General features: G+C 59.3%; 25 protein-coding genes. 15 read left to right on the forward strand and 10 right to left on the reverse strand.

The window, feature by feature from the left end:
• Nucleotides 1–30 precede the first annotated feature (30 nt).
• The 10 genes from ccoP (CXK96_RS05155) to CXK96_RS05200 all read left to right on the forward strand — a co-directional run bounded on the left by ccoP (CXK96_RS05155) (nt 31) and on the right by CXK96_RS05200 (nt 9,969).
• Nucleotides 31–966, forward strand: coding sequence for a cytochrome-c oxidase, cbb3-type subunit III (gene ccoP, locus CXK96_RS05155; RefSeq protein ID WP_045427743.1), 936 nt, complete (start codon nt 31–33; stop codon nt 964–966).
• 344 nt (nt 967–1,310) lie between these two features.
• The gene (gene ccoN / locus CXK96_RS05160) at nt 1,311–2,738 is read left to right on the forward strand and encodes a cytochrome-c oxidase, cbb3-type subunit I (RefSeq protein ID WP_102835404.1); all 1,428 of its coding nucleotides are present in this window, start codon (nt 1,311–1,313) and stop codon (nt 2,736–2,738) included.
• A gap of 12 nt (nt 2,739–2,750) precedes the next feature.
• Complete coding sequence (ccoO, locus tag CXK96_RS05165; RefSeq protein WP_102835405.1) at nt 2,751–3,362, forward strand: cytochrome-c oxidase, cbb3-type subunit II; 612 nt, start codon at nt 2,751–2,753, stop codon at nt 3,360–3,362.
• A gap of 6 nt (nt 3,363–3,368) precedes the next feature.
• On the forward strand, nt 3,369–3,551 hold the full coding sequence (locus CXK96_RS05170) for a CcoQ/FixQ family Cbb3-type cytochrome c oxidase assembly chaperone (protein ID WP_045427751.1): 183 nt from the start codon (nt 3,369–3,371) through the stop codon (nt 3,549–3,551).
• Nucleotides 3,552–4,469 carry a cytochrome-c oxidase, cbb3-type subunit III gene (gene ccoP / locus CXK96_RS05175; protein ID WP_102835406.1) on the forward strand — a complete coding sequence of 306 codons (918 nt, stop codon included), beginning with the start codon at nt 3,552–3,554 and terminating at the stop codon, nt 4,467–4,469. It begins immediately after the preceding gene.
• 135 nt (nt 4,470–4,604) lie between these two features.
• Complete coding sequence (gene ccoG / locus CXK96_RS05180) at nt 4,605–6,017, forward strand: cytochrome c oxidase accessory protein CcoG (RefSeq protein WP_102835407.1); 1,413 nt, start codon at nt 4,605–4,607, stop codon at nt 6,015–6,017.
• 11 nt (nt 6,018–6,028) lie between these two features.
• Complete coding sequence (locus CXK96_RS05185; protein WP_102835408.1) at nt 6,029–6,532, forward strand: FixH family protein; 504 nt, start codon at nt 6,029–6,031, stop codon at nt 6,530–6,532.
• Between the two features lie 7 nt (nt 6,533–6,539).
• The gene (locus CXK96_RS05190; RefSeq protein WP_102835409.1) at nt 6,540–8,978 is read left to right on the forward strand and encodes a heavy metal translocating P-type ATPase; all 2,439 of its coding nucleotides are present in this window, start codon (nt 6,540–6,542) and stop codon (nt 8,976–8,978) included.
• Between the two features lie 54 nt (nt 8,979–9,032).
• On the forward strand, nt 9,033–9,242 hold the full coding sequence (ccoS, locus tag CXK96_RS05195) for a cbb3-type cytochrome oxidase assembly protein CcoS (RefSeq protein WP_102835410.1): 210 nt from the start codon (nt 9,033–9,035) through the stop codon (nt 9,240–9,242).
• On the forward strand, nt 9,235–9,969 hold the full coding sequence (locus CXK96_RS05200) for a sulfite exporter TauE/SafE family protein (RefSeq protein WP_102835411.1): 735 nt from the start codon (nt 9,235–9,237) through the stop codon (nt 9,967–9,969). The genes ccoS and CXK96_RS05200 overlap by 8 nt, the downstream gene beginning before the upstream one ends.
• A 72-nt stretch (nt 9,970–10,041) precedes the next feature.
• Here the strand turns inward: CXK96_RS05200 and nadE are convergent, their stop codons facing one another.
• Complete coding sequence (nadE, locus tag CXK96_RS05205) at nt 10,042–10,869, reverse strand: ammonia-dependent NAD(+) synthetase (RefSeq protein WP_102835412.1); 828 nt, start codon at nt 10,867–10,869, stop codon at nt 10,042–10,044.
• A gap of 193 nt (nt 10,870–11,062) precedes the next feature.
• Here nadE and hemN point away from each other — a divergent pair, with 193 nt between their 5' ends.
• The 4 genes from hemN to CXK96_RS05225 all read left to right on the forward strand — a co-directional run bounded on the left by hemN (nt 11,063) and on the right by CXK96_RS05225 (nt 14,464).
• Entirely contained in the window at nt 11,063–12,445 is a 1,383-nt protein-coding gene (hemN, locus tag CXK96_RS05210) for an oxygen-independent coproporphyrinogen III oxidase (RefSeq protein WP_102835516.1), read from the forward strand.
• 102 nt (nt 12,446–12,547) lie between these two features.
• A complete protein-coding gene (gene fnr, locus CXK96_RS05215) occupies nt 12,548–13,282 on the forward strand; it encodes a fumarate/nitrate reduction transcriptional regulator Fnr (protein ID WP_102835413.1) in 735 nt (244 codons plus the stop codon).
• Nucleotides 13,283–13,292: 10 nt separating this feature from the next.
• Nucleotides 13,293–13,841: an adenine phosphoribosyltransferase gene (locus CXK96_RS05220; protein ID WP_102835414.1), complete on the forward strand. Its 549-nt coding sequence runs from the start codon at nt 13,293–13,295 to the stop codon at nt 13,839–13,841.
• A 2-nt stretch (nt 13,842–13,843) separates the two neighbouring features.
• The gene (locus tag CXK96_RS05225; RefSeq protein WP_102835415.1) at nt 13,844–14,464 is read left to right on the forward strand and encodes an SCO family protein; all 621 of its coding nucleotides are present in this window, start codon (nt 13,844–13,846) and stop codon (nt 14,462–14,464) included.
• 22 nt (nt 14,465–14,486) lie between these two features.
• On the opposite strand, the gene CXK96_RS05230 is transcribed toward CXK96_RS05225, so the two are convergent.
• From CXK96_RS05230 to pdxB, 8 genes are all read right to left on the reverse strand, one after another.
• Nucleotides 14,487–15,194, reverse strand: a complete 708-nt coding sequence (locus CXK96_RS05230) for a transporter substrate-binding domain-containing protein (RefSeq protein WP_102835416.1) — start codon at nt 15,192–15,194, stop codon at nt 14,487–14,489.
• Nucleotides 15,195–15,203: 9 nt separating this feature from the next.
• Nucleotides 15,204–15,977: an ABC transporter permease gene (locus CXK96_RS05235; protein ID WP_073300143.1), complete on the reverse strand. Its 774-nt coding sequence runs from the start codon at nt 15,975–15,977 to the stop codon at nt 15,204–15,206.
• Entirely contained in the window at nt 15,977–16,720 is a 744-nt protein-coding gene (locus CXK96_RS05240) for an ABC transporter ATP-binding protein (RefSeq protein WP_102835417.1), read from the reverse strand. The genes CXK96_RS05235 and CXK96_RS05240 overlap by 1 nt, the downstream gene beginning before the upstream one ends.
• 94 nt (nt 16,721–16,814) lie before the next feature.
• Nucleotides 16,815–17,804, reverse strand: a complete 990-nt coding sequence (locus CXK96_RS05245; RefSeq protein ID WP_102835418.1) for an ABC transporter substrate-binding protein — start codon at nt 17,802–17,804, stop codon at nt 16,815–16,817.
• Between the two features lie 201 nt (nt 17,805–18,005).
• Nucleotides 18,006–18,605 carry a recombination mediator RecR gene (recR, locus tag CXK96_RS05250; protein WP_102835419.1) on the reverse strand — a complete coding sequence of 200 codons (600 nt, stop codon included), beginning with the start codon at nt 18,603–18,605 and terminating at the stop codon, nt 18,006–18,008.
• 144 nt (nt 18,606–18,749) lie between these two features.
• Entirely contained in the window at nt 18,750–19,076 is a 327-nt protein-coding gene (locus tag CXK96_RS05255; protein ID WP_102835420.1) for a YbaB/EbfC family nucleoid-associated protein, read from the reverse strand.
• 15 nt (nt 19,077–19,091) lie between these two features.
• Nucleotides 19,092–21,170: a DNA polymerase III subunit gamma/tau gene (gene dnaX, locus CXK96_RS05260; RefSeq protein WP_102835421.1), complete on the reverse strand. Its 2,079-nt coding sequence runs from the start codon at nt 21,168–21,170 to the stop codon at nt 19,092–19,094.
• A 109-nt stretch (nt 21,171–21,279) separates the two neighbouring features.
• Nucleotides 21,280–22,425: a 4-phosphoerythronate dehydrogenase PdxB gene (gene pdxB / locus CXK96_RS05265; RefSeq protein WP_102835422.1), complete on the reverse strand. Its 1,146-nt coding sequence runs from the start codon at nt 22,423–22,425 to the stop codon at nt 21,280–21,282.
• Nucleotides 22,426–22,546: 121 nt separating this feature from the next.
• On the opposite strand from pdxB, the gene CXK96_RS05270 reads away from it, so the two are divergent.
• The gene (locus tag CXK96_RS05270) at nt 22,547–23,935 is read left to right on the forward strand and encodes an MATE family efflux transporter (protein WP_102835423.1); all 1,389 of its coding nucleotides are present in this window, start codon (nt 22,547–22,549) and stop codon (nt 23,933–23,935) included.
• 21 nt (nt 23,936–23,956) lie between these two features.
• On the opposite strand, the gene CXK96_RS05275 is transcribed toward CXK96_RS05270, so the two are convergent.
• Nucleotides 23,957–24,712 (reverse strand): sulfite exporter TauE/SafE family protein, encoded by a 756-nt coding sequence (locus CXK96_RS05275; RefSeq protein ID WP_102835424.1) that lies wholly within the window; start codon nt 24,710–24,712, stop codon nt 23,957–23,959.
• Nucleotides 24,713–24,792: the final 80 nt, after the last annotated feature.

Raw genomic sequence — 24,792 nt, forward strand, 5'->3', positions numbered from 1 at the left:
TCGAGCGTTCGGGCTGCCCAGGAGTAACAGATGAACGCTTTCTGGAGTGGATACATCGCCCTGCTGACGCTGGGCACCATTGTCGCTCTGTTCTGGCTGATCTTCGCTACCCGCAAGGGCGAATCTGCAGGCACGACCGACAAGACCATGGGACATTCCTTCGACGGTATTGAGGAATACGACAATCCGCTGCCTCGGTGGTGGTTCATGCTCTTCATCGGCACCTTGGTGTTCGGCATTTTCTACCTGGTGCTCTACCCGGGCCTGGGTAACTGGAAAGGCGTGATGCCAGGCTATGAAGACGGCTGGACCCAGGACAAGCAATGGCAGCGTGAAGTTGATCAGGCTGACGCGAAATTTGGCCCGATCTTCGCCAAATATTCCGCCATGACTGTAGCGCAGGTCGCTCAGGACGAGCGGGCGCTGAAGATCGGCGGTCGTCTGTTCGCCAACTACTGCTCGGTTTGCCACGGCTCTGACGCCAAGGGCGCGGTCGGTTTCCCGAACCTGGCGGATAGTGAATGGCGCTGGGGCGGCGATGCCGAAACAATCAAGACGACTATCCTCCACGGTCGCGTGGCAGCGATGCCGGCTTGGGGTCAGGTCATCGGTGAGGAAGGCGTGAAAAACGTCGCAGCCTATGTACGCAATGATCTCGGTGGTCTGCCCCTGCCAGAAGGCAGCGATGCAGACACTGCTGCGGGTGGCCAGGTCTACGCTCAGACCTGCTCGGTCTGCCACGGTGCAAATGGGGAAGGCATGGCCGCCCTCGGCGCACCCAAACTGACCAACCCTGCCGGCTGGATCTACGGCTCAAGCCTGCCGCAGCTGCAGCAGACCATTCGCCACGGCCGCAACGGGCAGATGCCTGCGCAGGAACAATACCTGGGCAACGACAAAGTGCACCTACTGGCCGCTTACGTTTATAGCCTTTCACAGCAACCAGAACGCGTAGCCAAGCAATAACGCTCTACAGGGCGATACGCCGTATCGCCCTGCTTCTGATCAACTTTCTGCCGTATGCGACGCTCTGTCGCAGACCGCCCAACCCTCCTCCGTTTGCTCCTCCCTCCCGCTGATCTAATATTCCTCTCTACTCGCCGAAGTCGCGCAGAACTATAAGGCGAAGCCCTCGATTCATCACATCGGCATGATGTGCTAAACGACCCTGCAAAGAGCATGGAAAACGCTTGGAATCAGGGTCCGAACGGCATGAGACGGCCTGGGCCTTGATTGCATTGCCCCCCTCCTTTCTCCATACTTGCCGCCGTTTTTGCCCCCTTGAAATGCCATTAGCGTGGAAGCCTTGCATGAGCACAGCAATAAGTGAGACTGCATATAACTATAAGGTGGTTCGCCAATTCGCCATCATGACGGTGGTGTGGGGAATTATCGGAATGGGCCTGGGTGTGTTTATCGCCGCACAGCTGGTCTGGCCTCAACTCAACTTCGACCTGCCCTGGACAAGTTTCGGTCGTTTACGCCCACTTCACACCAACGCGGTGATCTTCGCCTTCGGTGGTTGTGCCCTGATGGCCACATCATTTTATGTGGTGCAGCGGACCTCCCAGGCCCGCCTGTTCTCGGACGGTCTCGCGTCGTTCGTGTTCTGGGGTTGGCAGGCGGTCATCGTTCTCGCGGTAATCACGTTGCCGCAAGGCTTCACCAGTTCCAAGGAATATGCTGAGCTCGAGTGGCCGATCGACATCCTGATCACCCTCGTCTGGGTCAGCTATGCCGTGGTGTTCTTCGGCACGATCATGAAGCGCAAGGCCGCGCACATCTATGTGGGCAACTGGTTCTACGGTGCTTTCATCCTGGTCACGGCGATGCTGCATATCGTCAACAACCTGGAAGTGCCGGTGAGCTGGTTCAAATCCTACTCGATCTACTCGGGTGCTACCGATGCGATGGTCCAGTGGTGGTATGGCCACAACGCCGTGGGCTTCTTCCTGACCACCGGCTTCCTGGGAATGATGTATTACTTCGTACCCAAGCAGGCTGGCCGTCCGGTCTACTCCTACCGCCTGTCCATCGTGCACTTCTGGGCACTTATCACGCTTTATATCTGGGCCGGCCCTCACCACCTGCACTACACCGCGCTGCCCGAATGGGCTCAGAGCCTTGGCATGGTGATGTCGATCATCCTGCTGGCACCGAGCTGGGGCGGCATGATCAACGGCATGATGACCCTGTCGGGTGCCTGGCATAAGCTGCGCACCGACCCGATTCTGCGCTTCCTGGTCGTGTCCCTGGCGTTCTATGGCATGTCGACCTTCGAAGGTCCGATGATGGCCATCAAGACCGTCAACGCCCTGTCCCATTACACCGATTGGACCATCGGCCACGTTCACGCCGGAGCCCTCGGCTGGGTTGCGATGATCTCCATCGGCTCCTTGTATCACCTGATTCCGAAAGTCTTCGCTCGCGAGCAGATGTACAGCATCGGTCTGATCAACGCCCACTTCTGGCTGGCGACCATCGGTACCGTGCTTTATATCGCGTCGATGTGGGTCAACGGCATCACGCAGGGCCTGATGTGGCGCGCAATCAACGAAGACGGCACGCTGACCTACTCCTTCGTCGAGGCACTGGAAGCCAGCCATCCAGGCTTCATCGTGCGAGCACTGGGCGGCGCGTTCTTCCTCGCCGGCATGCTGCTGATGGCTTACAACACCTGGCGCACTGTGCGTGCCGCCAAGTCGGCTGAATTCGAAGCCGCTGCGCAGATCGCCTGAGGGAACCGATAAATGAAGAATCACGAAATACTCGAAAAGAACATCGGTCTGCTGACCCTGTTCATGATCCTGGCAGTGAGCATCGGCGGTCTGACCCAGATCGTTCCGCTGTTCTTTCAGGACGTGGTCAACGAGCCTGTGGAAGGCATGAAGCCCTACACCGCGTTGCAACTCGAAGGCCGCGACATCTACATCCGCGAAGGTTGCGTTGGCTGCCATTCGCAGATGGTTCGCCCGTTCCGCGCTGAAACCGAGCGCTATGGCCACTACTCGGTGGCGGGGGAAAGCGTGTACGACCACCCGTTCCTGTGGGGGTCCAAGCGTACCGGCCCGGACCTGGCACGTGTCGGCGGCCGCTACTCCGATGACTGGCACCGCGCGCACCTCTACAACCCGCGCAACGTAGTGCCTGAATCGAAGATGCCGTCCTACCCATGGCTGGTCGAGCACAGCCTTGATGGCAAGAACACCGCCGACAAGATGGTTGCGCTGCGCAGCGTTGGCGTGCCTTACACCGAAGAAGACATCGCCGGCGCTAAGGACGCGGTCAAAGGCAAATCCGAAATGGATGCCCTTGTCGCCTACCTGCAAGTACTCGGCACTGCACTCACCAACAAACGGTAACGCACCATGGATATCGGGACTCTTCGCGGCCTGGGCACCATTCTTGTTTTCGTCGCAATGATAGCCATCATCCTCTGGGCTTATAGCAGCAAGCGCAAGAAAAGCTTCGACGAAGCGGCCAACCTGCCCTTCGCGGATGAGCCCGACGCCAACAAGCGTGATGAAGAAGCTTCCAGGAGTAAGAAATAAATGACCTCGTTTTGGAGTTGGTACATCACCCTGCTGAGCCTGGGGACCATTGCCGCACTGGTCTGGCTATTGCTCGCCACTCGCAAGGGACAACGCCACGACAGCACCGAAGAAACCGTTGGCCATTCCTATGATGGAATCGAGGAGTACGACAACCCGCTCCCGCGCTGGTGGTTCCTGCTGTTCGTTGCCACGGTGATCTTCGCATTGGGTTACCTGGCGCTGTATCCGGGGCTGGGTAACTGGAAGGGCATGCTGCCCGGCTACGAAGGTGGCTGGACTCAGGTGAAGGAATGGCAGCGCGAGATGGACAAGGCGGACGAGCAGTATGGCCCGCTTTATGCCAAGTTCGCGGCGATGCCCGTCGAGCAGGTCGCTCAGGATCCGCAAGCCCTGAAAATGGGTGGCCGCCTGTTCGCTTCCAACTGCTCCGTCTGCCACGGTTCGGATGCCAAGGGTGCCTACGGTTTCCCCAACCTGACCGACAACGACTGGCTATGGGGCGGCGCGCCTGAAACCATCAAAACCACCATCATGGGCGGACGGCAGGCAGCTATGCCCGCATGGCGCGATGTGATTGGCGAAGATGGCATCAGTAATGTCGCTGGCTACGTACGCAGCCTGTCGGGCCGCGATACCCCCGAGGGTATTAACGTCGACATTGAGCAGGGTCAAAAAATCTTCGCCGCCAATTGTGTAGCTTGTCATGGTCCTGCAGGCAAAGGCACTCAGGCCATGGGCGCGCCGAACCTGACCGACAACGTCTGGCTTTACGGCTCGAGTTTCGGACAGATTCAGCAGACCCTGCGCTACGGCCGAAATGGCCGTATGCCCGCCCAGGAGCACATTCTTGGCAACGACAAGGTGCACCTGCTGGCAGCGTATGTGTATAGCCTCTCGCAAGAGTCGGAGGACTGATCCATCGGTCCTGGCGCGACCCAAGGTCGCACCTTAGTTCGACTGACGAGGCGTACCATTCGCAGCAGGTAAGCAAAAGATCCCGGCCGACATGCATCGGCCGGGACACTCACCCTCCGCCGTGGTACGCACTTGATGACTGAGCAGATTCCCGTCCGCAACGTAACACCTCCCTCCAAGTCCGAAGCATCGGGCGACCTCTACGCCGCGCGCGAAAAGATCTATACACGAGCCTTCAGCGGCCTGTTTCGCAACTTGCGACTCGCTGGCGGGGCACTGCTGTTCGTACTTTACTTCGGCACCGTGTGGCTGACCTGGAACGGACGGCAGGCGGTCTGGTGGGACTTGCCAGAGCGCAAGTTCTATATCTTTGGCGCCACCTTCTGGCCGCAGGACTTCATCCTGCTTTCTGCCCTGTTGATCATTTGCGCATTCGGCCTGTTCTTTATCACCGTTTTCGCTGGTCGCGTCTGGTGTGGCTACACATGCCCCCAGAGCGTGTTTACCTGGGTCTTCATGTGGGCAGAGAAGGTCACAGAGGGTGACCGGAACCAGCGCATGAAACTCGACAAGGCGCCCATGAGTGCCAACAAGTTCATGCGCAAAGCCGCCAAGCACTCGATCTGGCTGGCAGTTTCTCTAGCGATCGGTATTACCTTTGTCGGCTATTTCACACCGATCAGGGACCTGGTCCCTGATCTCGTGACCCTTCAGGTAGGCGGCTGGGCTTTGTTCTGGGTGGGGTTCTTCACCCTAGCGACTTACGGCAACGCGGGTTACTTGCGCGAGCAGGTGTGCATCTACATGTGCCCGTACGCTCGTTTCCAGAGCGTGATGTTCGACAAGGACACCCTAATCGTCTCCTACGATCCACGCCGCGGCGAGCGCCGTGGTCCGCGGAAAAAGGATGCCGACTACAAAGCAATGGGCCTGGGAGATTGCATCGATTGCACCATGTGCGTGCAGGTATGCCCCACCGGCATCGACATCCGCGACGGGCTGCAGATCGAATGTATCGGGTGCGCCGCGTGCATTGACGCTTGCGACGCCATCATGGACAAGATGAACTACCCGCGCGGGCTGATCAGCTACACCACCGAGCACAACCTGTCCGGACAAAAAACCCATCTGGTGCGGCCGCGACTTATCGGCTATGCCGTTGCGCTGACAGCGATGATGGGCGTGTTCGCCTATGCCGTCTCGGACCGTGCACTCGTCAAGCTCGATGTGCTCAAGGACCGCGTGCTTTACCGGGAAAACGAGCAAGGACGGATCGAAAACGTCTACACGCTCAAGGTGATGAACAAGGCCCAAAGTGAGCAGACCTTCATCATCGAAGCCGTCGGCCTTGAAGGTTTGCAATACGAAGGGCGCAACGAGGTGCGTGCTGAAGCGGGTGAACTGGTCACCGTTCCAGTAGAGCTGTCCGTCGCACCAGAACAGCTTCCGTCGAGCACAAACGAAGTCATCTTCCACATCAGATCGGCAGATGATTCCTCAATTGAAGATGAAGCAGAAAGCCGCTTCATCGGCCCCAGCATCCGCTAAACAGGTAGTACATGAGCAATTCCGAGCAAGAGAGTACCCGTTGGTACAAGCAGTTCTGGGCCTGGTTCGTGATCGGCATCCTGCTGATGTCAGTCATCCTTGGCACATCGATGCTGACAATCGCGATTCGCAATGCCGACACCCTCGTCTCCGACAACTATTACGATGCCGGCAAGGGTATAAACCAGTCACTGGAACGCGAGAAGCTCGCTGAGCGCCTGCAAATGCAGGCGCAACTCAACCTCAACGACGAGCGCGGGCTCGCCGAGGTCCAGCTGAGCGGTTCGAGCCGCCCGCAACAAGTCATACTCAACCTGATCTCCCCTACGCAGCCAGAACGCGATCGTCGCATCGTTCTACAGCCACAGGGCGATGGCTTCTATCAGGGGCAGATGCAGGAGCCAGTCACCGGCAGGCGCTTCGTTGAGCTGCTTGGTCGTGAGGGTGACCAGGATTGGAGGCTGTTCGAGGAAAAGGAAATCGCTAGCGGTCAGACGATCAAACTGAGCTACTGACCGAGCGATGGCAACCCCTGTCCCCTGCTACCACTGCGGGCTACCAGTTCCTGCTGGCAGCGCCTATCACGCCCGCGTGCTGAACGAGCAGCGGGCGCTGTGCTGTCCTGGCTGTCAGGCCGTTGCGGAAGCAATCGTCCAGGGCGGCCTGGAAAGCTACTATTCGCATCGCAGCGACGCTTCCATCAATCCCGACACACTGCCGCAAGCGCTGACCGAAGAGCTGGAGCTTTACGATCGCAAGGACGTACAAGAGCCTTTCGTACGCCATGAAGGTGCGCTGGCCGATGCTTCGCTAATGATTGAAGGCATCAGCTGTGCCGCTTGCGGCTGGCTGATCGAAAAACACCTGCGCCGGCTCGACGCGGTGTCCGAGGCCAGCCTTAACTTGTCAAACCACCGCCTGCGAGTGCGCTGGAATGATGCCTCGTTGCCGCTCAGCGAGCTGCTCGCCGAGCTTCGTCGTGTCGGTTACGCCGCCCACCCCTATCAAGCGGATCAGGCTGCAGAACGGCTTGCTCAAGAGAACCGTCGCAGCATGCGCCAGCTGGGGGTAGCCGGCTTGCTCTGGATGCAGGTGATGATGGCGACCATGGCGACCTGGCCCGAATTCAACATCGACCTCTCGCCAGGCATGGCTAGCATCCTTCGCTGGACCGCCCTGCTGCTTACCACCCCGATCGTGTTCTATTGCTGCACTGACTTCTTCAAAGGTGCAATGCGCGATCTACGCACCCGTCATCTGACCATGGACGTTTCTGTTTCGCTGGCGATCGGCGGCGCCTACGTCGCCGGTATATGGTCGACGGTCACTGGTCAGGGCGAGCTGTATTTCGATGCCGTGGGCATGTTCGCCTTGTTTCTTCTGGCTGGACGTTTTCTCGAGCGCCGTGCCCGCGAGCGCACTGCTGCGGCGACTGCACAGCTGGTCAATCTGCTGCCGGCCTCGTGCCTGAAACTGGCCGACGACGGCCAGACTGCTCGCATTCTGCTTCGAGAACTGCAGCTTGGCGATCGGGTGCTGGTCCAGCCCGGCGCGCTGATTCCAGCCGACGGCCGTATCCTCAGCGGCCAATCGAGTGTGGACGAATCGGTACTCACCGGCGAATACCTGCCACAGGCTCGGATCGTTGGCGATACCGTCACTGCGGGCACCCTCAACGTCGAGGGCGCATTGACCATCGAGGTTCAAGCGCTGGGCGACAACACGCGGCTTTCTGCCATTGTCACCCTGCTGGAGCGCGCGCAGTCCGACAAGCCACGCCTGGCCGAGCTGGCCGACCGCGTTTCGCAGTGGTTCCTGATAATTGTGCTATTGACCGCCGCGGTGGTTGGCATTGTGTGGTGGCAGATCGACCCGCAACGTGCTTTCTGGATCGTTCTTGCCTTGCTCGTGGCCACCTGCCCCTGTGCCTTGTCATTGGCTACGCCCACCGCATTGACCACGGCCACCGGCACGCTGCACAAACTGGGTCTACTGCTCACCCGGGGTCATGTGCTGGAGGGGCTCAATCACATCGACACAGTGATCTTCGACAAGACTGGAACCCTCACCGAAGGGCGACTGACCTTGAATGAAGTTCGACCACTTGCTGAGCTAGAAGCCGGTGCCTGTCTGGAGTTGGCCGCTGCTCTGGAAAACCGTTCCGAGCACCCGATTGCCCGGGCGTTTGGTCGAGCGCCCCAGGCGGCCGATGCCGTGAACAGCTTTCCCGGCTTAGGCCTCCAAGGTTCTGTTGGCCAACGTACGCTGCGTATTGGACAACCTGATTTCGTAGCAATCGGCTATGCCGGCGCAGCGCCCGAGATTCCCGGAAAAGAGGGCCAGTGGTTACTGTTGGGCGACACCCAGGGGCCTCTCGCCTGGCTAGTGCTTAACGACCGTTTGCGCGATGACGCGCCGGCACTGTTACAGGCGTGTAGATCACGTGGCTGGGACACCGTCCTCTTGTCCGGCGACAGTTCTCCGATGGTAGGAGAAATCGCTCAGCAGCTCGGCATCAGTGATGCCCACGGCGGCATGACCCCAACCGACAAACTCACTCACCTGCAGAGACTGCAAGCCGACGGTCGTCGTGTGCTGATGATCGGCGACGGTGTCAACGATGCGCCGGTCCTCGCAGCGGCGGACATCAGCGTGGCCATGGGGTCAGCGACCGATCTAGCCAAGACCAGCGCTGACGCCGTACTGCTCAGCAACCGTCTCGACAGTCTGGTACAAGCATTCAGCGTGGCGCGCCGCAGCCGCCGCATCATCATCGAAAACCTGACTTGGGCGAGCCTGTACAACGGCTTGATCTTGCCGTTCGCGGCTATCGGCTGGGTAACACCGCTATGGGCGGCTCTGGGCATGTCTGCCAGTTCGCTGCTGGTCGTGCTGAACGCATTGCGCCTGAGCCGAGTGCCGAATCAGCAGCGACCCGACAGTCTGGTCCGACCGGCGTAGGATAGGTAGCGCCTACTCGGGGCTTGGCGTTACCCACCACTTCTGGAGGCTCTTTTGGCCGCACTTTACATCTTGATTCCCGTGGCCGTGGTTCTGGTCGCGCTGGCCATCTGGATATTCTTCTGGGCTGTCGACAGCGGCCAGTACGATGATCTGGACGGTCCGGCCCACAGCATCCTTTTCGACGAAGAGGACCCAAAGCACAGGGCAGGCATCGAGCAAGCAGACAAAGCTCACGATGAAGGGAAGTCTGATCGTGAGTGAATTGTTGCCTCTGCTGGTGTCGGCGCTGGTGCTTGGCCTGCTTGGCGGTGGTCACTGTCTGGGCATGTGTGGCGGCTTGATGGGTGCCCTCACCATGGCCATTCCTGCTGAGCAGCGTGGCAAACGCCTGCGCTTGCTCGTGGCCTATAACCTGGGCCGGGTACTCAGTTATACCAGTGCCGGCCTGCTCATCGGACTGGCAGGCTGGGCCGTTGCCAACAGCCCTTTCGCGATGGCGTTGCGAATTTTAGCCGCACTTCTGTTGATCAGCATGGGCCTGTATCTGGCGGGCTGGTGGACAGGCCTGACGCGTGTCGAGGCAGTCGGTAGGGGCCTGTGGCGGCACATTCAACCATTCGCAAGTAAGCTGATGCCCGTCAAGAGCGTGCCAAGAGCACTCCTGCTTGGTGCTCTTTGGGGTTGGCTGCCGTGCGGTCTTGTTTACAGCACTCTACTGTGGGCCGCGAGCCAGGGCGATGCACTGGATAGCGCCTTGCTGATGTTGGCATTTGGTATCGGCACCTGGCCCGTGCTTCTGGCGACCGGCCTAGCCGCCGAACGCCTTACCGCACTGCTTCGCAAACGCGGCGTACGAATGCTCGGCGGACTCACGGTAATTCTTTTCGGACTCTGGACACTTCCAGGCCCTCACCAGCAATGGTTGATGGGCCACGGTCACGTTAACAGTGCGTCCGCGCAGCAAGCGCCCACGCACGTTCATCACTGAAGGTCGCTGACCGAGATAGCCCACTGAGTAGCAAGCATGCGCTCAGCGGGCCTACTCTCACCGGCGTTTGACTCAGGGCTCTTTCGGCAGCTGTCGCTTGTGTGCAGATTTGTCGTAGGTGTCGATGATGATGCGAGCCGCCTCGTCCGGCACTGATCGGCCTTGGAGAAAGGCGTCGATATTCTGATAGCTCACCCCGTGAGCATCTTCGTCCGGCTTGCCTGGTGAAAGCTCCTCGAGATCGGCGGTGGGGACTTTCTTCACCAGCTGCTCGGGTGCGCCTAGCGCAGCAGCCAGCTCACGAACCTGATGCTTGACCAGACCGGCCAGCGGCGTCAGGTCGCAAGCGCCATCACCGAACTTGGTAAAGAACCCCATAACCGCCTCGGCGGCATGATCGGTGCCGATAACCAGTCCCTGCCGGGCATTGGCAATGGTGTACTGCGCCACCATGCGCATCCTCGCCTTGGTATTGCCGACAACAAAGTCACGTTTCTCCGGCGCCAAGTCATCAAGCGCTTCGGTCGCTCGCGTCAAACCTTGCACGGCGGCGCCGATGTTGACCGTATGACACTCATCCGGCTTGATCGAATCGACTGCAAGCTGCGCTTCATCTTCGTCATGCTGGACTTGGTAGGGAAGCCGGACAGCAATGAATCGGTAGTCGTCGCCTTCGCCAGCTTCGCGCATGCCCTCAACGGCGCGCTGCGCAAGCAACCCGGCGGTGGTCGAGTCGACCCCACCACTGATGCCCAGTACCAGCGTCTTGAGCCCAGAATCGCGCAGGCATTGCTGAATGAAGGCGACCCGCCGGTCAATCTCGGCCTGTATTGCTGCGGCCCCATCGAAAGGTGCACAAACGTTAAGCGCAGCAGCGATTTCTTGCTGGCGATGATGCATGGGTTTCTCCTTGCAGTAGATAAGGTTGGCAAGACGGTAGCTAATCCGACCATAACTCAGCCAATAAATCTCCTTCTATGTACCGCCGGTCTCGAGCTCTGCAGCAGGGTCTGGACTCGCTTGATACAGGTCAAGTCTACGCAATGGCGCCCGCCCTAGAATCCGGTCACCGCAGTCAACCCGAGACCGTATGATGCTCGACGCCATTCGCTGGGATGCCGACCTGATTCATCGTTACGATCAGGATGGGCCGCGCTATACCCTTTATCCGACGCCCCTGCAGTTCAATTCCAACCTCGGCTCGTTCGACCTGCTGCATGCGCTGCGCAGCAGCCGCCAAGCGGTCAGACCGCTGTCGCTTTATGTTCATCTGCCATTTTGTGCCGACATCTGCTACCACTGCCAGCGCAACAAAGTCATTAGCAAAGACCGCGAGCGTGCCTCTCCGTATCTGGCACGACTGGAAAAGGAAATCGAGCTGGTCGGCTGTCATCTCAGCCAGGACCAGATGGTGGAGCAACTTCATTTCGGCGGTGGCACACCGACCTTTCTCGGGCATGCCGAGCTGCGCGGATTGATGAGCCACTTGCGCAAGCACTTCAACCTGCAAAACGACGATCATGGCGATTTCAGCATCGATATCGATCCACGCGCAGCAGACTGGCCGACCATGGGGTTATTGCGTGAGCTTGGCTTCAACCGCATCAACATTGGCCTGGTAGATCTTGACCCGGATGTGCAGCGGGCAATCAACCGCACTCAGACCCTACAACAGACTCAGACGGTTATCGAAGCTGCCCGAACGCTGCAGTTCCGCTCGATACAGATCGATCTAAGCTACGGACTGCCGCTGCAAACCCCCGAACGCTTTGCTCAGACGGTGGCTGCCGTGATCGCGCTGCAGCCGGAGCGGGTTTCAGTTTCCAGTTATGCGCATGCGCCCGAGCGGTACATGGCGCAGCGAAAGATTAACACTGCAGAGCTACCAGCCCGGTCGGATAAGTTGGCGATGCTGCAGCACAGCGTGGAACAGCTGACTCGCGCGGGCTATCGCTATATCGGCATGGATCTATTCGCCCTGCCTGACGATGAGCTCGCAATGGCCCAGGAAGATGGGGCCCTCCAACGCAGCTTCCAGGGCTATACGACTCATGGACATTGCGATCTGGTCGGCCTCGGGGTTTCAGCGATTAGCCAGATTGGCGACTTGTATTGCCAGAACAACAGCGACATCACGCTCTACCAACAGTCGCTGGCACAAGGCCAACTCGCCACCATCCGGGGGCTGCGATGCAATCAGGACGATCAGATACGGCACTACACCATTCAGGCCTTGTTCTGTGATTTCGAGCTACGTTTCGACGAGATCGAAAGCATCTTCGGTGTCAGCTTCAAGACCTATTTCGAGGAGACCTGGCCCGCTCTGGAGCAGATGGCTGCCGATGGTCTCATCCAGCTAAGTGCGGACGCGATGACCATTCTGCCGGCCGGACGGTTACTGGTACATGCCGTGTGTATGCAGTTCGACCACTGCCTGCCCCCTCGCCCCGCGTCGCGGTTCTTACATGCCATGTGAATAACGGCCCTTGCCACCCCCACTGCGACCCTTGTACCGATTGGCCTAAGGTGCCTACGTGAGTTAGTCTTGCGCACCGTAAGGTTTTATCAGGATCCCGCAATGTCCGAGCCCATCAAGGTCCGCAAGCAGCCGCAGGCTAATTGCAAGGATTGCAGCCTCTCTGGCCTCTGTCTGCCGCTTTCGTTGAACATGCAGGACATGGAATCGCTGGACGAAATCGTCAAGCGCGGACGCCCCCTGAAAAAAGGCGAAACACTGTTCCGTCAGGGTGATGCGTTCAATTCCGTGTTCGCCATCCGCTCCGGTGCCCTTCGCACTTTCAGCGTCACGGATGCCGGCGAGGAGCAGATCACCGGTTTCCACCTGCCGAGCGAGCTGGTCGGGCTTTCCGGCATGGACACCGAAACCTATCCAGTTTCCGCACAAGCGCTTGAAACCACCTCCGTGTGTGAAATCCCTTTCGAGCGCCTCGACGAGCTCAGTGTGCTGCTGCCCCAGCTGCGCCGTCAGCTGATGCGCATCATGAGCCGCGAGATTCGCGATGATCAGCAGATGATGATGCTGCTGTCGAAGAAGACTGCCGACGAACGCATCGCGACCTTTCTGATCAATCTGTCGGCCCGCTTCAGCGCCCGCGGCTTTTCCGCCAATCAGTTCCGCCTCCCCATGTCACGCAATGAAATAGGCAACTACCTCGGTCTCGCGGTAGAAACCGTTTCGCGCGTATTCACACGCTGCCAGGCGAGTGGGCTGCTCGAAGCTGAAGGAAAAGAAGTCCGAATTCTTGATTCCATCCGGTTGTGCGCCCTGGCGGGCGGAAACATGGACGCCTAACGGAGCTCGTATGATCTTTGACGAATTCGCGATCAAAACCCTGATCAGACCAGTCCCTGACTTCCCCAAGCCGGGTGTGGTGTTCCGTGATATCACGCCACTCTTGCAGTCGCCAAAAGCCCTGCGCATGGTGGCGGACAGTCTGATTCAGCGCTATGTCGAAAGCGATTTCACCCACGTGGGTGCGCTGGATGCCCGTGGATTTCTCATCGGTTCGATCATCGCCTACGAACTGAACCGGCCTTTGGTCCTGTTTCGTAAGAAGGGCAAGCTTCCAGCCGACGTGCTGGCAGCGGCCTACAGCACCGAATACGGCGAAGCTTACCTTGAAGTGCATACCGACAGCCTCTGCGAAGGGGATTCGGTTCTGCTGCTGGATGACCTCATCGCCACGGGCGGTACGCTGGTCGCGGCGGCTCAGCTGGTTCGCCGCATGGGCGCTCACATTCATGAAGCCGCTGCGATTATCGACCTGCCTGAGCTCGGAGGATCGCGCAAGTTACAGGACATGGGCATCCCCACCTTCACCCTGACCGCATTCGAACTGAACGAGCGCTAGACTTGAGCAGCAGTTGCACGTCTGCCCTGCGCTGCGGAGCGCTGCTCGGGCTCCTGGCATTCTGCTCAACGTCTTTTGCACTCGACCGCGACGCCATGCTCGACGAGGCGAACCTACTAGTGCTTCCACGGGAGCGACAGTTGCCTACTGTCGAACTCGTTGACGAACAGGGCCTGAGCTTCACAAGCGATGCGCTACGTGACCGCTGGTTCCTGCTCTTTTTCGGATTCACCGCTTGCCCTGACATCTGCCCAACAACGCTGAGCGACATGCGTCGTTTACTCAACCAGCTGCCGCCCACGGTGCGTGACCAGCTGCAAGTGATCTTGGTCAGCGCCGATCCTGCACGCGACACGCCTGAAGCGTTGCGTACCTACCTGAGTTATTACCGAGCAGGCTTAAAAGGATTGACCGGCGAAATGCCCGAGCTGCAGAAGCTCTCTAAAGGTCTTGGGCTTCCTTTCGTTGCGACAACGGATGCGACGGTAGCCGACTACAGCGTCAGCCACAGCCGCAATCTAGCAATCGTCGGCCCGAACGGGACGCTGCGCGGACATATCCGAGCCCCATTGAAGCTGGAAGGGCTAAGCAAGGCCCTGCCCCAGCTAATCGACCCGAGATGACGCCATCTACGGCCGAAAAGACCTAGTGACAATCAAGCGTATCGGCAAGCACGTAGGCCTGAAAGGCAACCTCGTCAATCCAGTGCTGCGTTACCTCAGCCAAAGCATCCTGCCCTTCCCGGCTGGCAGTGTATTGCTCGACGCGCTGTTGCAGCGCTCTATCTCCTGCCGCGACCCTTAATGTGAGGCGAGGATAGTCAAAGGCAGGTAGCAGCTGATCGTAGCGACGCCACTCAGGCAGCTCAGCGATCTGCCGCAGCAAGACAAGGTCGTCCACAACCGCCTTGCACTCACCGAGTTTGAGCCCGATCAGTGCCTGTGCCGCGCTGGGATATATACGTGCAACACCGCCGAAGCGGCCAGCCACAATGCCAGCGTGCGGGCTACCTGCTGTAACGCAGAATGACTCGCCGGCAAGATCAGCCCAGTCGGCTAGCCCTGCTTTGCTTGCGGTTAAAGCACCGGTCTCACTGGAATAATAAGCGGCACCTGATTCAAGCTCACCGAAGCGCAGCGGCCCCTTCCCGGGGGCGACTGAAAGCGCTATGTCGTGGCCCAAGGCTTCGCCCAGACGGGCGAGCCAAGCGGCCTCGAAACCCTGCTCGATTGGTTCAGCCTCCGCCGCTTTGAGCGGACGGTAAGCATCAACCGCAACAGCCTCCAGCGTGGCGGCCTGGGCGCCAGCCGGCGCCAACAGCAGGAGCATCAGCCGTAACAAACGGGTCTTCACGGCGCTGTCCTACACGTACTGATAGCGCAGCATGCGCTGCTTGAACTTCTCCAGAACAACCTGATCGATCAGCGTCGCCAGAATAGCGATGACCAGGATATTCATCATCACGCCGGCCATGTCGGCAATTTCACCGGAATAAGCCAGCGAGCGCCCAAGGCCCTGACCGAAGCCGATCAGCATTTCTGCCGAGATCAGCGCTCGCCAGGCGTTGCCGAAGGCAAGCTGCGCGCCGGTAATCAATTCGGGCATCACAGCCGGGAGATAGACCCGCCGCACCAGCTGCCAACGTGATGCGCCCATCACCCGAGCAGCGGCAACCTGGACAGGCTGCACACTTTCGGTGGCGTTCATGACCGACAGCGCCATCGGGAAGAATGCCGCCAGTGCGACCACGACGATGATTGGCAAGTTACCGAAACCCATCACGATCAGGAACAGCGGCACCCACGCGATCGAGGGGATTGACTGGAGGATTACGATGGCAGAACGCAGGATTTCACGGAAGAAGAACAGCACACCGCCCAGCAACCCGAAGCCGATACCAAACAGCATTGCGAAGCTGTAACCACTCCCCAGTCGGCTCATGCTGCCATAAAGCCCTTCGCGAAATTCCGGCTCATAGACCGTGGTTAGCAACCGCTCGAAAACAACGGGTATCCCAGGCATCAGAAAGGCAGGAAGGCTCCATGCAGCGATCTGCCAAATCAGCAGGATGAATAAAATCGCCAACACCACGGCGAGATATTTCTTCGGTCCGGTCAGACGACGTCCCTGGCTCATCAGTGCCCTACCTCCGTCTTGATACCCAACAACCGAAGGATCTCGCGCCGCTCGGCAGCAAACTCGGAAAGATCGTGGCTTTTCTCGCAATGGATGAAGTTGAACGTCTTCAGCACTTTGGCCGGACGAGCACTGAACACCAGCACGTGGTCAGCCAGGTACAACGCCTCATCCACGTCATGAGTAACCAACAGCACCGTAGGCTGATGCTCGTCGATCAACTCACGCAGCACGTCCTGCAATGCCATGCGCGTAAGCGCATCAAGCGCCCCGAACGGCTCATCGAGCAGCAGCACTTCCGGCTTGGCAATAAACGCACGCGCCAGAGCCGTGCGCTGCCGCATGCCGCCTGAGACCTGATGCGGGTAGTAGTGCTCGAAACCCTCCAGGCTGACCCGAGCGAGCCAGACCCGTGCCTGCTCGAATGCATCGGCCTTGGCTACGCCTTGTAACTCAAGGGCCATTGCCACATTGGCCTGCAACGAAAGCCAGGGGTATAGAGCGTGCTCTTGGAAAACCAAGGTGCGCCGGGGACTTGGACCAGGAATTTTCTCGCCATCGGCGAGTACACGCCCTGCAGTAGGTTTTTCGAGTCCGGCAACCAGATGCAGTAACGTCGACTTCCCGCAACCGGAAGGTCCTACCAGAGCGACCAGCTCACCCTGGGCAAACTCGCCGCTGAAACCCTTGATGACTTCAAGCTGGCCAAATTGCTTGTCTACTTCTTCGAACCTGAGTTGCATATCGCTTGGAAAACCTCAAGAACTGCCCAATTAATGGGCTAAATGACACTGCCCGGCTCTATGGCCGGGCAGTGCGGAACAATCTGCCGCCGTTTTACAGCTCGCGGGCTTCTTGCCAGGACAAGTCGAGAATGGCACTGGTATCGAATGGCTTACCATCGCGAGTCTTGAGCGAGCCGAGCTCCTGAAGAATATTGGCGAGCTCCTGAATACGTGCCAGGTCATCGCTGCCAAGCTTGGCGCCGAAGGTTTGAGTAGCGATGGCCTCTTCGATTACCACTTCACGAGGCAACTCACCGCGGTTAAGCGTCTTCAGCGTCGGCTCGGCGATAAAGTAATCAGCGATCAGCTTGGCCGCTTCGGCTGGCTGATTTTCCAGTAGCTCGATTGCCTCCCGCTGAGCATCAAGCGACTTCCAGACTGCCTCTTTGCGCTTTTCCAAGGTTTCGCCGGCGGTGATCACAACCATGCACGGGAATGGCCAGACTTCGCCGATTTCATAGATCTGCTTGACAGGGGCCACGAGCTGAGCGATTCGATCATAGGGCTCGAAGAGAAACGCCGCATCGGTGCGTCCCGAGACGAGCGACTGGACGGCGACTGCCGGACTCGTACCCATTATGTTGACGTCGCTGGGCGCCAAGCCGGCAGCCTTCAAGGTGACGCCACGCAGCACCGCATCGGCGGTGCTGCCTTCTTTCTGGGATGCCAGAATCTTGCCTTTCAGGTCGGCGATCTTCTCGATGCCGGTTCCCTCGCGAGCCACGATCGAGTGATAGCCCTGCTGAGCACCACCGACTACCTTAAGGTCAGCACCCTTGGATGCCCATGCGACCGCATTGGTAAAGCCCAGAACTCCGGTGTCCAGCTGGCCGCCAATGATGGCCTTGATCAGATCGGTACCGGAACTGAACTCGACCAGCTCAACGTCGAGACCATGCTTCTTATAGAAGCCACCCTCATGGGCAACCATCGCCTGAGCATCATCCATTACACGGATATAGCCGACTTTGAATTTTTCCTGCGCCTGCGCAAAAGCGCTTAGCAGCAGCAGTGCGGGAACCAACCAGTGTTTTGCCTTCATTGTCGACCTCAATTGGATAGGCAGCGCCATGCATATAACCGAACGAACGGTCAGCCATTGATTTGGTTATTAACGAGTTATGGCTTAGAACTTTACATCAACTCAGCTGAGCAACGCACCCACTTAGGCGCCATAAGCATTAAACCGGAGGTTATATAGCAGCAGAACGTCGCATCACTTCGGCACCGCGAGAAAGATAAGTCAGAGTGTGATCGTCTTCCGTCCAGCTAACGCATGTGCAAGCGTGCCCCCATCGACAAGATCAAGCTCTCCGCCAAGCGGCACACCGTGCGCGATACGGCTGAGCGTCAACCCCTTGGGAATCAAAAGCTGAGCAATGTAGTGCGCAGTAGCCTCGCCTTCGACGGTGGGATTGGTGGCCAGTATCGCCTCCTTGAAATTGCCCTCAGCCACTCTGCCGAGCAATTCAGGGATGCCTATGGCCTCTGGCCCGAGGCCATCGAGCGGAGACAGGTGCCCTTTGAGGACGAAATAGCGACCTCGGAAACCGGTCTGCTCTACTGCGAACACATCTACAGGGCTCTGGACGATACAAAGCAAGGTATCGTCCCGACGCGGGTCAGCGCATTGGGGGCACAGCTCTTCCTCGCTTAGTGTGCGGCACTGACGGCAATAGCCCACCTCCTCCATTGCACGCGCAAGCGCCTGAGCCAGTCTCAGCCCGCCACTGCGGTCGCGCTCGAGCATCTGCAAAGCCATGCGTTGGGCGGTTTTTTGCCCTACGCCTGGAAGAATGCGCAATGCATCAATGAGTTGACGAATAAGCGGACTGAATGACATGGCTCACCAAACTGAGAGGCAATGGGGCTGTTTTATACAGAGGCGGCGCTCAGCACAGCGCCGTGGACTTCGCTTCGCTAAGCGTCATTCACGGCGCCGATAGGCCACGCTGGACGAGTGCCTGGAACGGCCCCCGAAATCACATCAGAAGGGCATTTTGAAACCCGGTGGCAACTGCATACCATCGGTCATGCCGGCCATTTTTTCCTTGCTGTTCTGCTCGATCTTGCGAACCGCATCGTTTACCGCAGCGGCTATCAAGTCCTCGAGAATTTCCTTGTCTTCCTGCATCAGGCTGTCATCAAGACTGACGCGCTTGACGTCGTGCCGACCATTCATCACAACGCTCACCAAGCCAGCACCGGACTGACCGGTCACTTCTGCGTTGGCCAGCTCCTCCTGCATCGTTTGCATTTTTTCCTGCATCTGCTGCGCCTGCTTCATCAGGCCGGCCATGCCACCTTTCATCATGGGGTTTACCTCGGATCAGGGTTCGGAGTGTTCTACGGGTTCGATGGTACCGTCGCGAATGACGGCAGCGAACTGTTGCATCAACTGTTGGACCACGGGGTCTGCCTGAATCGACTGCTCTGCAGCCCGCTGACGCTCGTCACGGCGCCGAGCAGCAGCCTGCGCCGGCGTTTCCTGCTGTGGTGTCTGCAACTCGATATCCAGCTGCAAAGTGCGCCCATGGTATTGGTTGAGTGCGTCGTTGAGACGCCGATGCTGAGTGGCGTTAAACAGCGCACTTTGCGCCGGGTCCAAATGCATGAGCCAGCGGTCGCCCTCTACAGCAATCAAGGTGCAGTTAGCCGCAATACTTCCGGTCAGGCCAGCAAGTCCCAGCTTCAAATAAATGTCCAGCCACTCGGCCGCCAACCCCGTGGCCGGCTCAACGGCTGGAGCCGGTTCGGGCGGCTGCGGGTCAGCCTCAAAATCGTCCAATCCGCCAAGGTAGGCTTCCGCCTGCGTTTCGACTTCGAAGTAGTCTTCGTCCGTGAGCGGCGGCTCATCATCGTCCGGCTCATTCACTTCAACCACCGCAGCGTGATGCGCTGGTTCAGCTAGAGGCTCGGCCTTTCGTTCCAGTGCCTCACTTTCCACGGCTACCGGTGGGGTGTCTGGAGGCTCATTCCAGGGCACATCCACCACTGGCGGCGCAGCTTCCGCCTTAGCAGGTCCGGACAAGGCAGGCGCAAACCCAGTATTCGTCACGGTTGCGATTTCCGGGAACGAAACACTGGCTGCAGGCACAGGTGCCATAGTTCGTTCGGTAGCCACAGCCGCCGAATCGGGGGCAATCTGCGACGGATGCGCCTGTATGGGAGTCGGTGATTGTGCCGAAGCCGATGGAACCGCAACCGGATCACGAACCGGCGCAGCCGATGTTGCTGAACCGGCCACGTTCGTTGCTCTGGAATCAGTCGTGGCCGGACTGACTCCCGATATCTTTAGCGGTGTTCGCGGCGCGCCTTCAGCATCGGCAGGCCGAAACGCGAGCATACGCAGCAGAACCATTTCGAAGCCGCTTCGCGGATCGGGAGCCAACGACAGATCGCGCCTGCCGATCAGCCCCATCTGGTAGTAAAACTGTACATCTTCGGCCGGCAACGCCTGCGCCAGGGCCAGCACTCGATCGCGATCGCCCTGCCCATTGTCGACCGCATCCGGCAAAGCCTGGGCGACAGCAACGCGGTGCAAGACGTTGAGCATTTCCGCGAGCACGCCCCCCCAATCGGGGCCTTGCTCTGCGAGATGACGTACCGCTTCGAGCAGCGCGCGGGCATCGCCCTCCAACAGCGACTGCAGCACGCCATAGACCTGTCCATGATCAAGGGTTCCGAGCATGCTGCGTACATCAGCCGCGAGCACCTTGCCCTCGCCAAAGGAGATCGCCTGATCGGTGAGGCTCATCGCATCGCGCATTGAACCGTCAGCGGCACGGCCGAGCAACCAGAGCGCATCCTCCTCGAATGGCACCTGCTCGACGCCAAGCACATGGGTCAGGTGCTCGACTACCCGTTCGGGCGGCATGTTCTTCAACGAGAACTGCAGGCAGCGGGACAGGATGGTCACAGGAAGCTTTTGCGGATCGGTGGTAGCCAACAGGAACTTGACGTGAGGCGGCGGCTCTTCAAGCGTTTTAAGCAATGCGTTGAACGAGTGCGACGAGAGCATGTGCACTTCGTCGATCAGGTAGACCTTGTAGCGCCCGCGGCTGGGAGCGTACTGCACGTTGTCCAGCAGCTCCCTGGTGTCTTCGACCTTGGTGCGGCTTGCGGCGTCTACCTCGATCAGGTCGACGAACCGACCCTCATCGATTTCCCGGCAGACCGAGCACTCGCCGCACGGCGTTGAGCTGATGCCGGTTTCGCAGTTGAGGCATTTGGCGATGATCCGCGCGATGGTCGTCTTACCGACGCCACGAGTACCGGTGAACAGGTAGGCATGGTGCAGGCGCTGGCTATCCAGCGCGTTGATCAGGGCCTTGAGCACATGCGTCTGCCCGACCATTTCGCGGAACGAACGCGGACGCCATTTACGGGCTAGTACCTGATAACTCATAACACCATCGCGGGATAAAGCAGAGGACGGGTAATGCTAGCGGAGCAGGCTGCAAATTGCATCCAGCCTGACGTCCGCCCCGTCGGCGCTGCTGATCGCGAGCAACCGGTTAACACTTAACGGTAGCGCCCAGGGCTCGTACGATTTTCTCCAGCTTTGGTTGACCGCCGTTAATCTCGATCTGCAAACCGTCTATTTCGCGACGCGGCGGGTACTGCTTGCGCAGCTGATCGAAGCCGACCCGGCGCTGAGCCTCGTCGCCCCCCAGATGACGGCGAAACGCAGCGTCATCACGCCGCGGGTCGTAAACCGCCCGAGAGATTGTCGCCAACAGGTCTGCCGACCCTGCGCACGCATCGAAGACCAGGCCGCGCAGCGACGTAGGCGGCATCAGCTCCGCCAGCTCGACCTTTGGCTCCAGCCCTTTGCTGGCACAAAACGCTTGATAGATCTGCGCCGTTCCGCGCAACTTCCCGTCGAGGCTATAGCCGGCAATATGCGGAGTCGCAATCCAACACAACTCGGCCAATTCGACATCGACCTGCGGCTCTCCCTCCCAGACATCGAGTACTGCCTGGAGGTCTGTCCGCCTGGCCAACTGCTCTCGCAAAGCGTCATTGTCGACAACTGCGCCGCGGGCGGCATTGATCAGCCAGGTACCGGGTCGCAGCTGCTCCAGACGGGACTGATTCAATAAATGAAAAGTCGAGTGCTCCCCTTCCAGGGTCAGCGGGGTGTGCAAGCTGATGACATCGCACTCGGCCAGTATTTCATCCAGCGTGACGAACTCACCCACTTCACGTGCCTGCCGCGGCGGATCGCAGACTCGCACGTCCCAGCCCAGGCCACGCAGAACCTCTACCAGCCGGCCACCGACCTCGCCAGCGCCGATCACACCATAGCGGCGTCCCTTTAGCTCAACGCCCTCACCTTCGGCCAGAGCCAGAAGACTGCCGAGCACATAATCGACGACGCCCCGAGCGTTGCAACCCGGTGCGCTAGCCCAGCTGATTCCCGCCTCTTCAAAGTAATCGAGGTCGAGGTGGTCGGTGCCGATCGTGCAAGTGCCCACGAAGCGCACTGCACTCCCTCCGAGCAGCTCGCGGTCTACCCGGGTGACGGAACGAACCAGAAGCACGTCGGCCTGCTCGAGTGCGGCCCTGTTGATGCTTCTCCCAGGCATGCGGCGTATCTCGCCGAACTCAGCAAAAAAAGCGTCGACCAGAGGAATGTTCTCATCGGCAAGGATGCGCATTGTCAGGCTCCATCAGTGATTTCCCATTCTAGACCGCGGCGAGCCGCTCTGCTGGCTTCCCGTGCGTGCGCCTGGCGGCGTAGACTAGTCGGCTTCCTGTATACAATCCGGATAATCTGCAATGCCCACTGAGTTCAGACTCAGACGGGTTCGCGTTGAACTGCGCACCCTCTTCGCCCTCGCCCTGCCGATGATGATTGCTCAACTGGCAAACACAGCCATGGGTTTTGTCGACACCCTGATGGCCGGCCGCGTCAGTCCCGAAGACCTCGCGGCAGTTGCCTTGGGCAACTCGATCTGGGTGCCGGTATTTCTGCTTGTGACAGGTGTCATCCTGGCGACCACCCCGAATGTCGCTCAGCACTTCGGCCGTGACCAGCACGAACGGATTGGGCCGCTGGTCCGCCAGGCGTTGTGGATGGGGCTCGGTGTAGGATCGTTATTCGCGCTGTTGATGTGGAACGCTGAACCGGTGCTGCATCTGATGAAGGTCGAACCGGCACTGATTGACCCGACCATGGCCTATTTGCGTGCAGTCGCCTGCGGCTTTCCCGCAGTGGCGCTGTATCAGGTGCTGCGTTGTTACAGCGACGGGCTCGGCCACACCCGGCCCAGCATGGTGGTCGGCATTCTTGCGCTGATGCTGAATATTCCGCTCAATTACATCTTCATCTACGGCAAGCTGGGGCTGCCGGCCATGGGCGGCGTCGGTTGTGGCTGGGCTACCGCGGTGGTCATGGCTTTCATGCTGCTGGCGATGCTGTTCTGGGTGCGCCGCGCCAACTACTACCAGCCAAGCCAATTGTTCACCCGTTTCGATTGGCCGGAATGGCCGGTGCTCAGCCGACTGCTATCGGTCGGCGTACCGATTGGTGTTGCGGTGTTCGCCGAGGCCAGTATTTTTTCGGTCATCGCACTTCTGATCGGCGGCCTCGGTGCGACCGTGGTAGCCGGGCATCAGATCGCGCTGAATTTCACCTCGCTGATATTCATGATTCCGCTGTCGCTGGGGATGGCCATCACCATCCGCATCGGCCAGGCGCTGGGCCGAGGCGCCCCACGAGACGCACGCTTTGTTGCTGGCGTGGGGATCGTATCGAGCCTGGTCTATGCCTGCTTCTCGGCAGGCAGCATGCTGTTGTTCAGCGAGCAGATTGCGCGCATCTACACACCCGATCAGGCTGTGATCGCCGTAGCCGCCAGCCTGTTTTTCTACGCCGCACTGTTTCAGTTTTCGGACGTGGTTCAAGTCACCGCAGCCGGCGCACTGCGCGGCTATCAGGACACGCGAATGACCATGATATTCACGCTTTTCGCCTACTGGGGAATCGGCCTGCCGGTGGGCTACCTGCTTGGCCTTACCGACAAATTTGGCGAGCCCAGCGGACCGGCAGGGCTTTGGCAGGGCTTGATCGCCGGACTGAGCTGTGCCGCGTTTCTGCTGACCATTCGCCTGGTGCGCAGCGCCCGTCGTGAAATTCGCCGAAAGCCGAACCAGGCAGCAATCTAGCGCTCATTTGCTACCGGCTGTTCAGACCTCCAAGGCCAGCATGACAGCACTCAGCAACAGGAAGCCGCTGAATAGCAGACGCAAAGTACGCTCCGGCAGCGCATGGGCCAACCTCACCCCGAGGCTGATGCTCAAGAGCCCCCCGATGGCAAGCGGCAATCCCAGCATCCAGTCCACCTGACCATGAGTGGCGTAAGTGACCAGCGTAACAGCGGTGCTTGGCGCCGCCAGCGCAAGAGAAAGACCCTGTGCCACGACCTGTGACGTGCCAAATACAGCTGTGAGTACTGGCGTGGCAAGCACTGCGCCCCCCACGCCAAATAACCCGCCCAGCCCGCCGGCGCCAGCGCCCAGTACGCCTAACCAGGGCCAGGGATGACGCAGTTCGGTCCCACCGGATGGCGGCCTGAAGAACACCCGCGACAATGTGTGTATAGCCAAGGCGACGAGAAACACCACAAAGGCAATCCGCATGCGCTCAGCGTTCAGCGATACAGCGAGCGCAGCACCCGCGATGGCGAAGCAAAAACTGGCGATGCCCAACGCTGCCGCGTGGCGAAGGTCGATGCGATTGTGCTGATGGTAGCGCCAGATGGCGAGCAGCACGTTGGGCACCACCATGACCAAGGCGGTGCCCTGAGCGACCTGCTGGTCCAGATCGAACAACACACCTAATACCGGAATTGCGATCAGCCCTCCCCCAATACCGAACAGGCCACCCAGCGTGCCCAACGCCAGACCCAGAACCACATCCAAAACAAATCCGACCAGGTCCATGACGCCTCCTATCAAAGGCGCAATGCTACTCAGCGCGCTCTAGTAGGCATATGCACAAGCATGCACAATGGCTTTGCGTA

The sequence above is a fragment of the Stutzerimonas stutzeri genome (assembly GCF_002890895.1).
Taxonomy (GTDB): Bacteria; Pseudomonadota; Gammaproteobacteria; order Pseudomonadales; family Pseudomonadaceae; genus Stutzerimonas; species Stutzerimonas stutzeri_AB.

Coding starts and splice junctions, on each gene's coding strand:
- ccoP (WP_045427743.1), top strand. CDS start 31: ATGAACGCTTTCTGGAGTGGATACATCGCCCTGCTGACGCTGGGCACC.
- ccoN (WP_102835404.1), top strand. CDS start 1,311: ATGAGCACAGCAATAAGTGAGACTGCATATAACTATAAGGTGGTTCGC.
- ccoO (WP_102835405.1), top strand. CDS start 2,751: ATGAAGAATCACGAAATACTCGAAAAGAACATCGGTCTGCTGACCCTG.
- CXK96_RS05170 (WP_045427751.1), top strand. CDS start 3,369: ATGGATATCGGGACTCTTCGCGGCCTGGGCACCATTCTTGTTTTCGTC.
- ccoP (WP_102835406.1), top strand. CDS start 3,552: ATGACCTCGTTTTGGAGTTGGTACATCACCCTGCTGAGCCTGGGGACC.
- ccoG (WP_102835407.1), top strand. CDS start 4,605: ATGACTGAGCAGATTCCCGTCCGCAACGTAACACCTCCCTCCAAGTCC.
- CXK96_RS05185 (WP_102835408.1), top strand. CDS start 6,029: ATGAGCAATTCCGAGCAAGAGAGTACCCGTTGGTACAAGCAGTTCTGG.
- CXK96_RS05190 (WP_102835409.1), top strand. CDS start 6,540: ATGGCAACCCCTGTCCCCTGCTACCACTGCGGGCTACCAGTTCCTGCT.
- nadE (WP_102835412.1), bottom strand. CDS start 10,869: ATGCATCATCGCCAGCAAGAAATCGCTGCTGCGCTTAACGTTTGTGCA.
- hemN (WP_102835516.1), top strand. CDS start 11,063: ATGCTCGACGCCATTCGCTGGGATGCCGACCTGATTCATCGTTACGAT.
- fnr (WP_102835413.1), top strand. CDS start 12,548: ATGTCCGAGCCCATCAAGGTCCGCAAGCAGCCGCAGGCTAATTGCAAG.
- CXK96_RS05220 (WP_102835414.1), top strand. CDS start 13,293: ATGATCTTTGACGAATTCGCGATCAAAACCCTGATCAGACCAGTCCCT.
- CXK96_RS05235 (WP_073300143.1), bottom strand. CDS start 15,977: ATGAGCCAGGGACGTCGTCTGACCGGACCGAAGAAATATCTCGCCGTG.
- CXK96_RS05240 (WP_102835417.1), bottom strand. CDS start 16,720: ATGCAACTCAGGTTCGAAGAAGTAGACAAGCAATTTGGCCAGCTTGAA.
- CXK96_RS05245 (WP_102835418.1), bottom strand. CDS start 17,804: ATGAAGGCAAAACACTGGTTGGTTCCCGCACTGCTGCTGCTAAGCGCT.
- recR (WP_102835419.1), bottom strand. CDS start 18,605: ATGTCATTCAGTCCGCTTATTCGTCAACTCATTGATGCATTGCGCATT.
- CXK96_RS05255 (WP_102835420.1), bottom strand. CDS start 19,076: ATGATGAAAGGTGGCATGGCCGGCCTGATGAAGCAGGCGCAGCAGATG.
- dnaX (WP_102835421.1), bottom strand. CDS start 21,170: ATGAGTTATCAGGTACTAGCCCGTAAATGGCGTCCGCGTTCGTTCCGC.
- pdxB (WP_102835422.1), bottom strand. CDS start 22,425: ATGCGCATCCTTGCCGATGAGAACATTCCTCTGGTCGACGCTTTTTTT.
- CXK96_RS05270 (WP_102835423.1), top strand. CDS start 22,547: ATGCCCACTGAGTTCAGACTCAGACGGGTTCGCGTTGAACTGCGCACC.
- CXK96_RS05275 (WP_102835424.1), bottom strand. CDS start 24,712: ATGGACCTGGTCGGATTTGTTTTGGATGTGGTTCTGGGTCTGGCGTTG.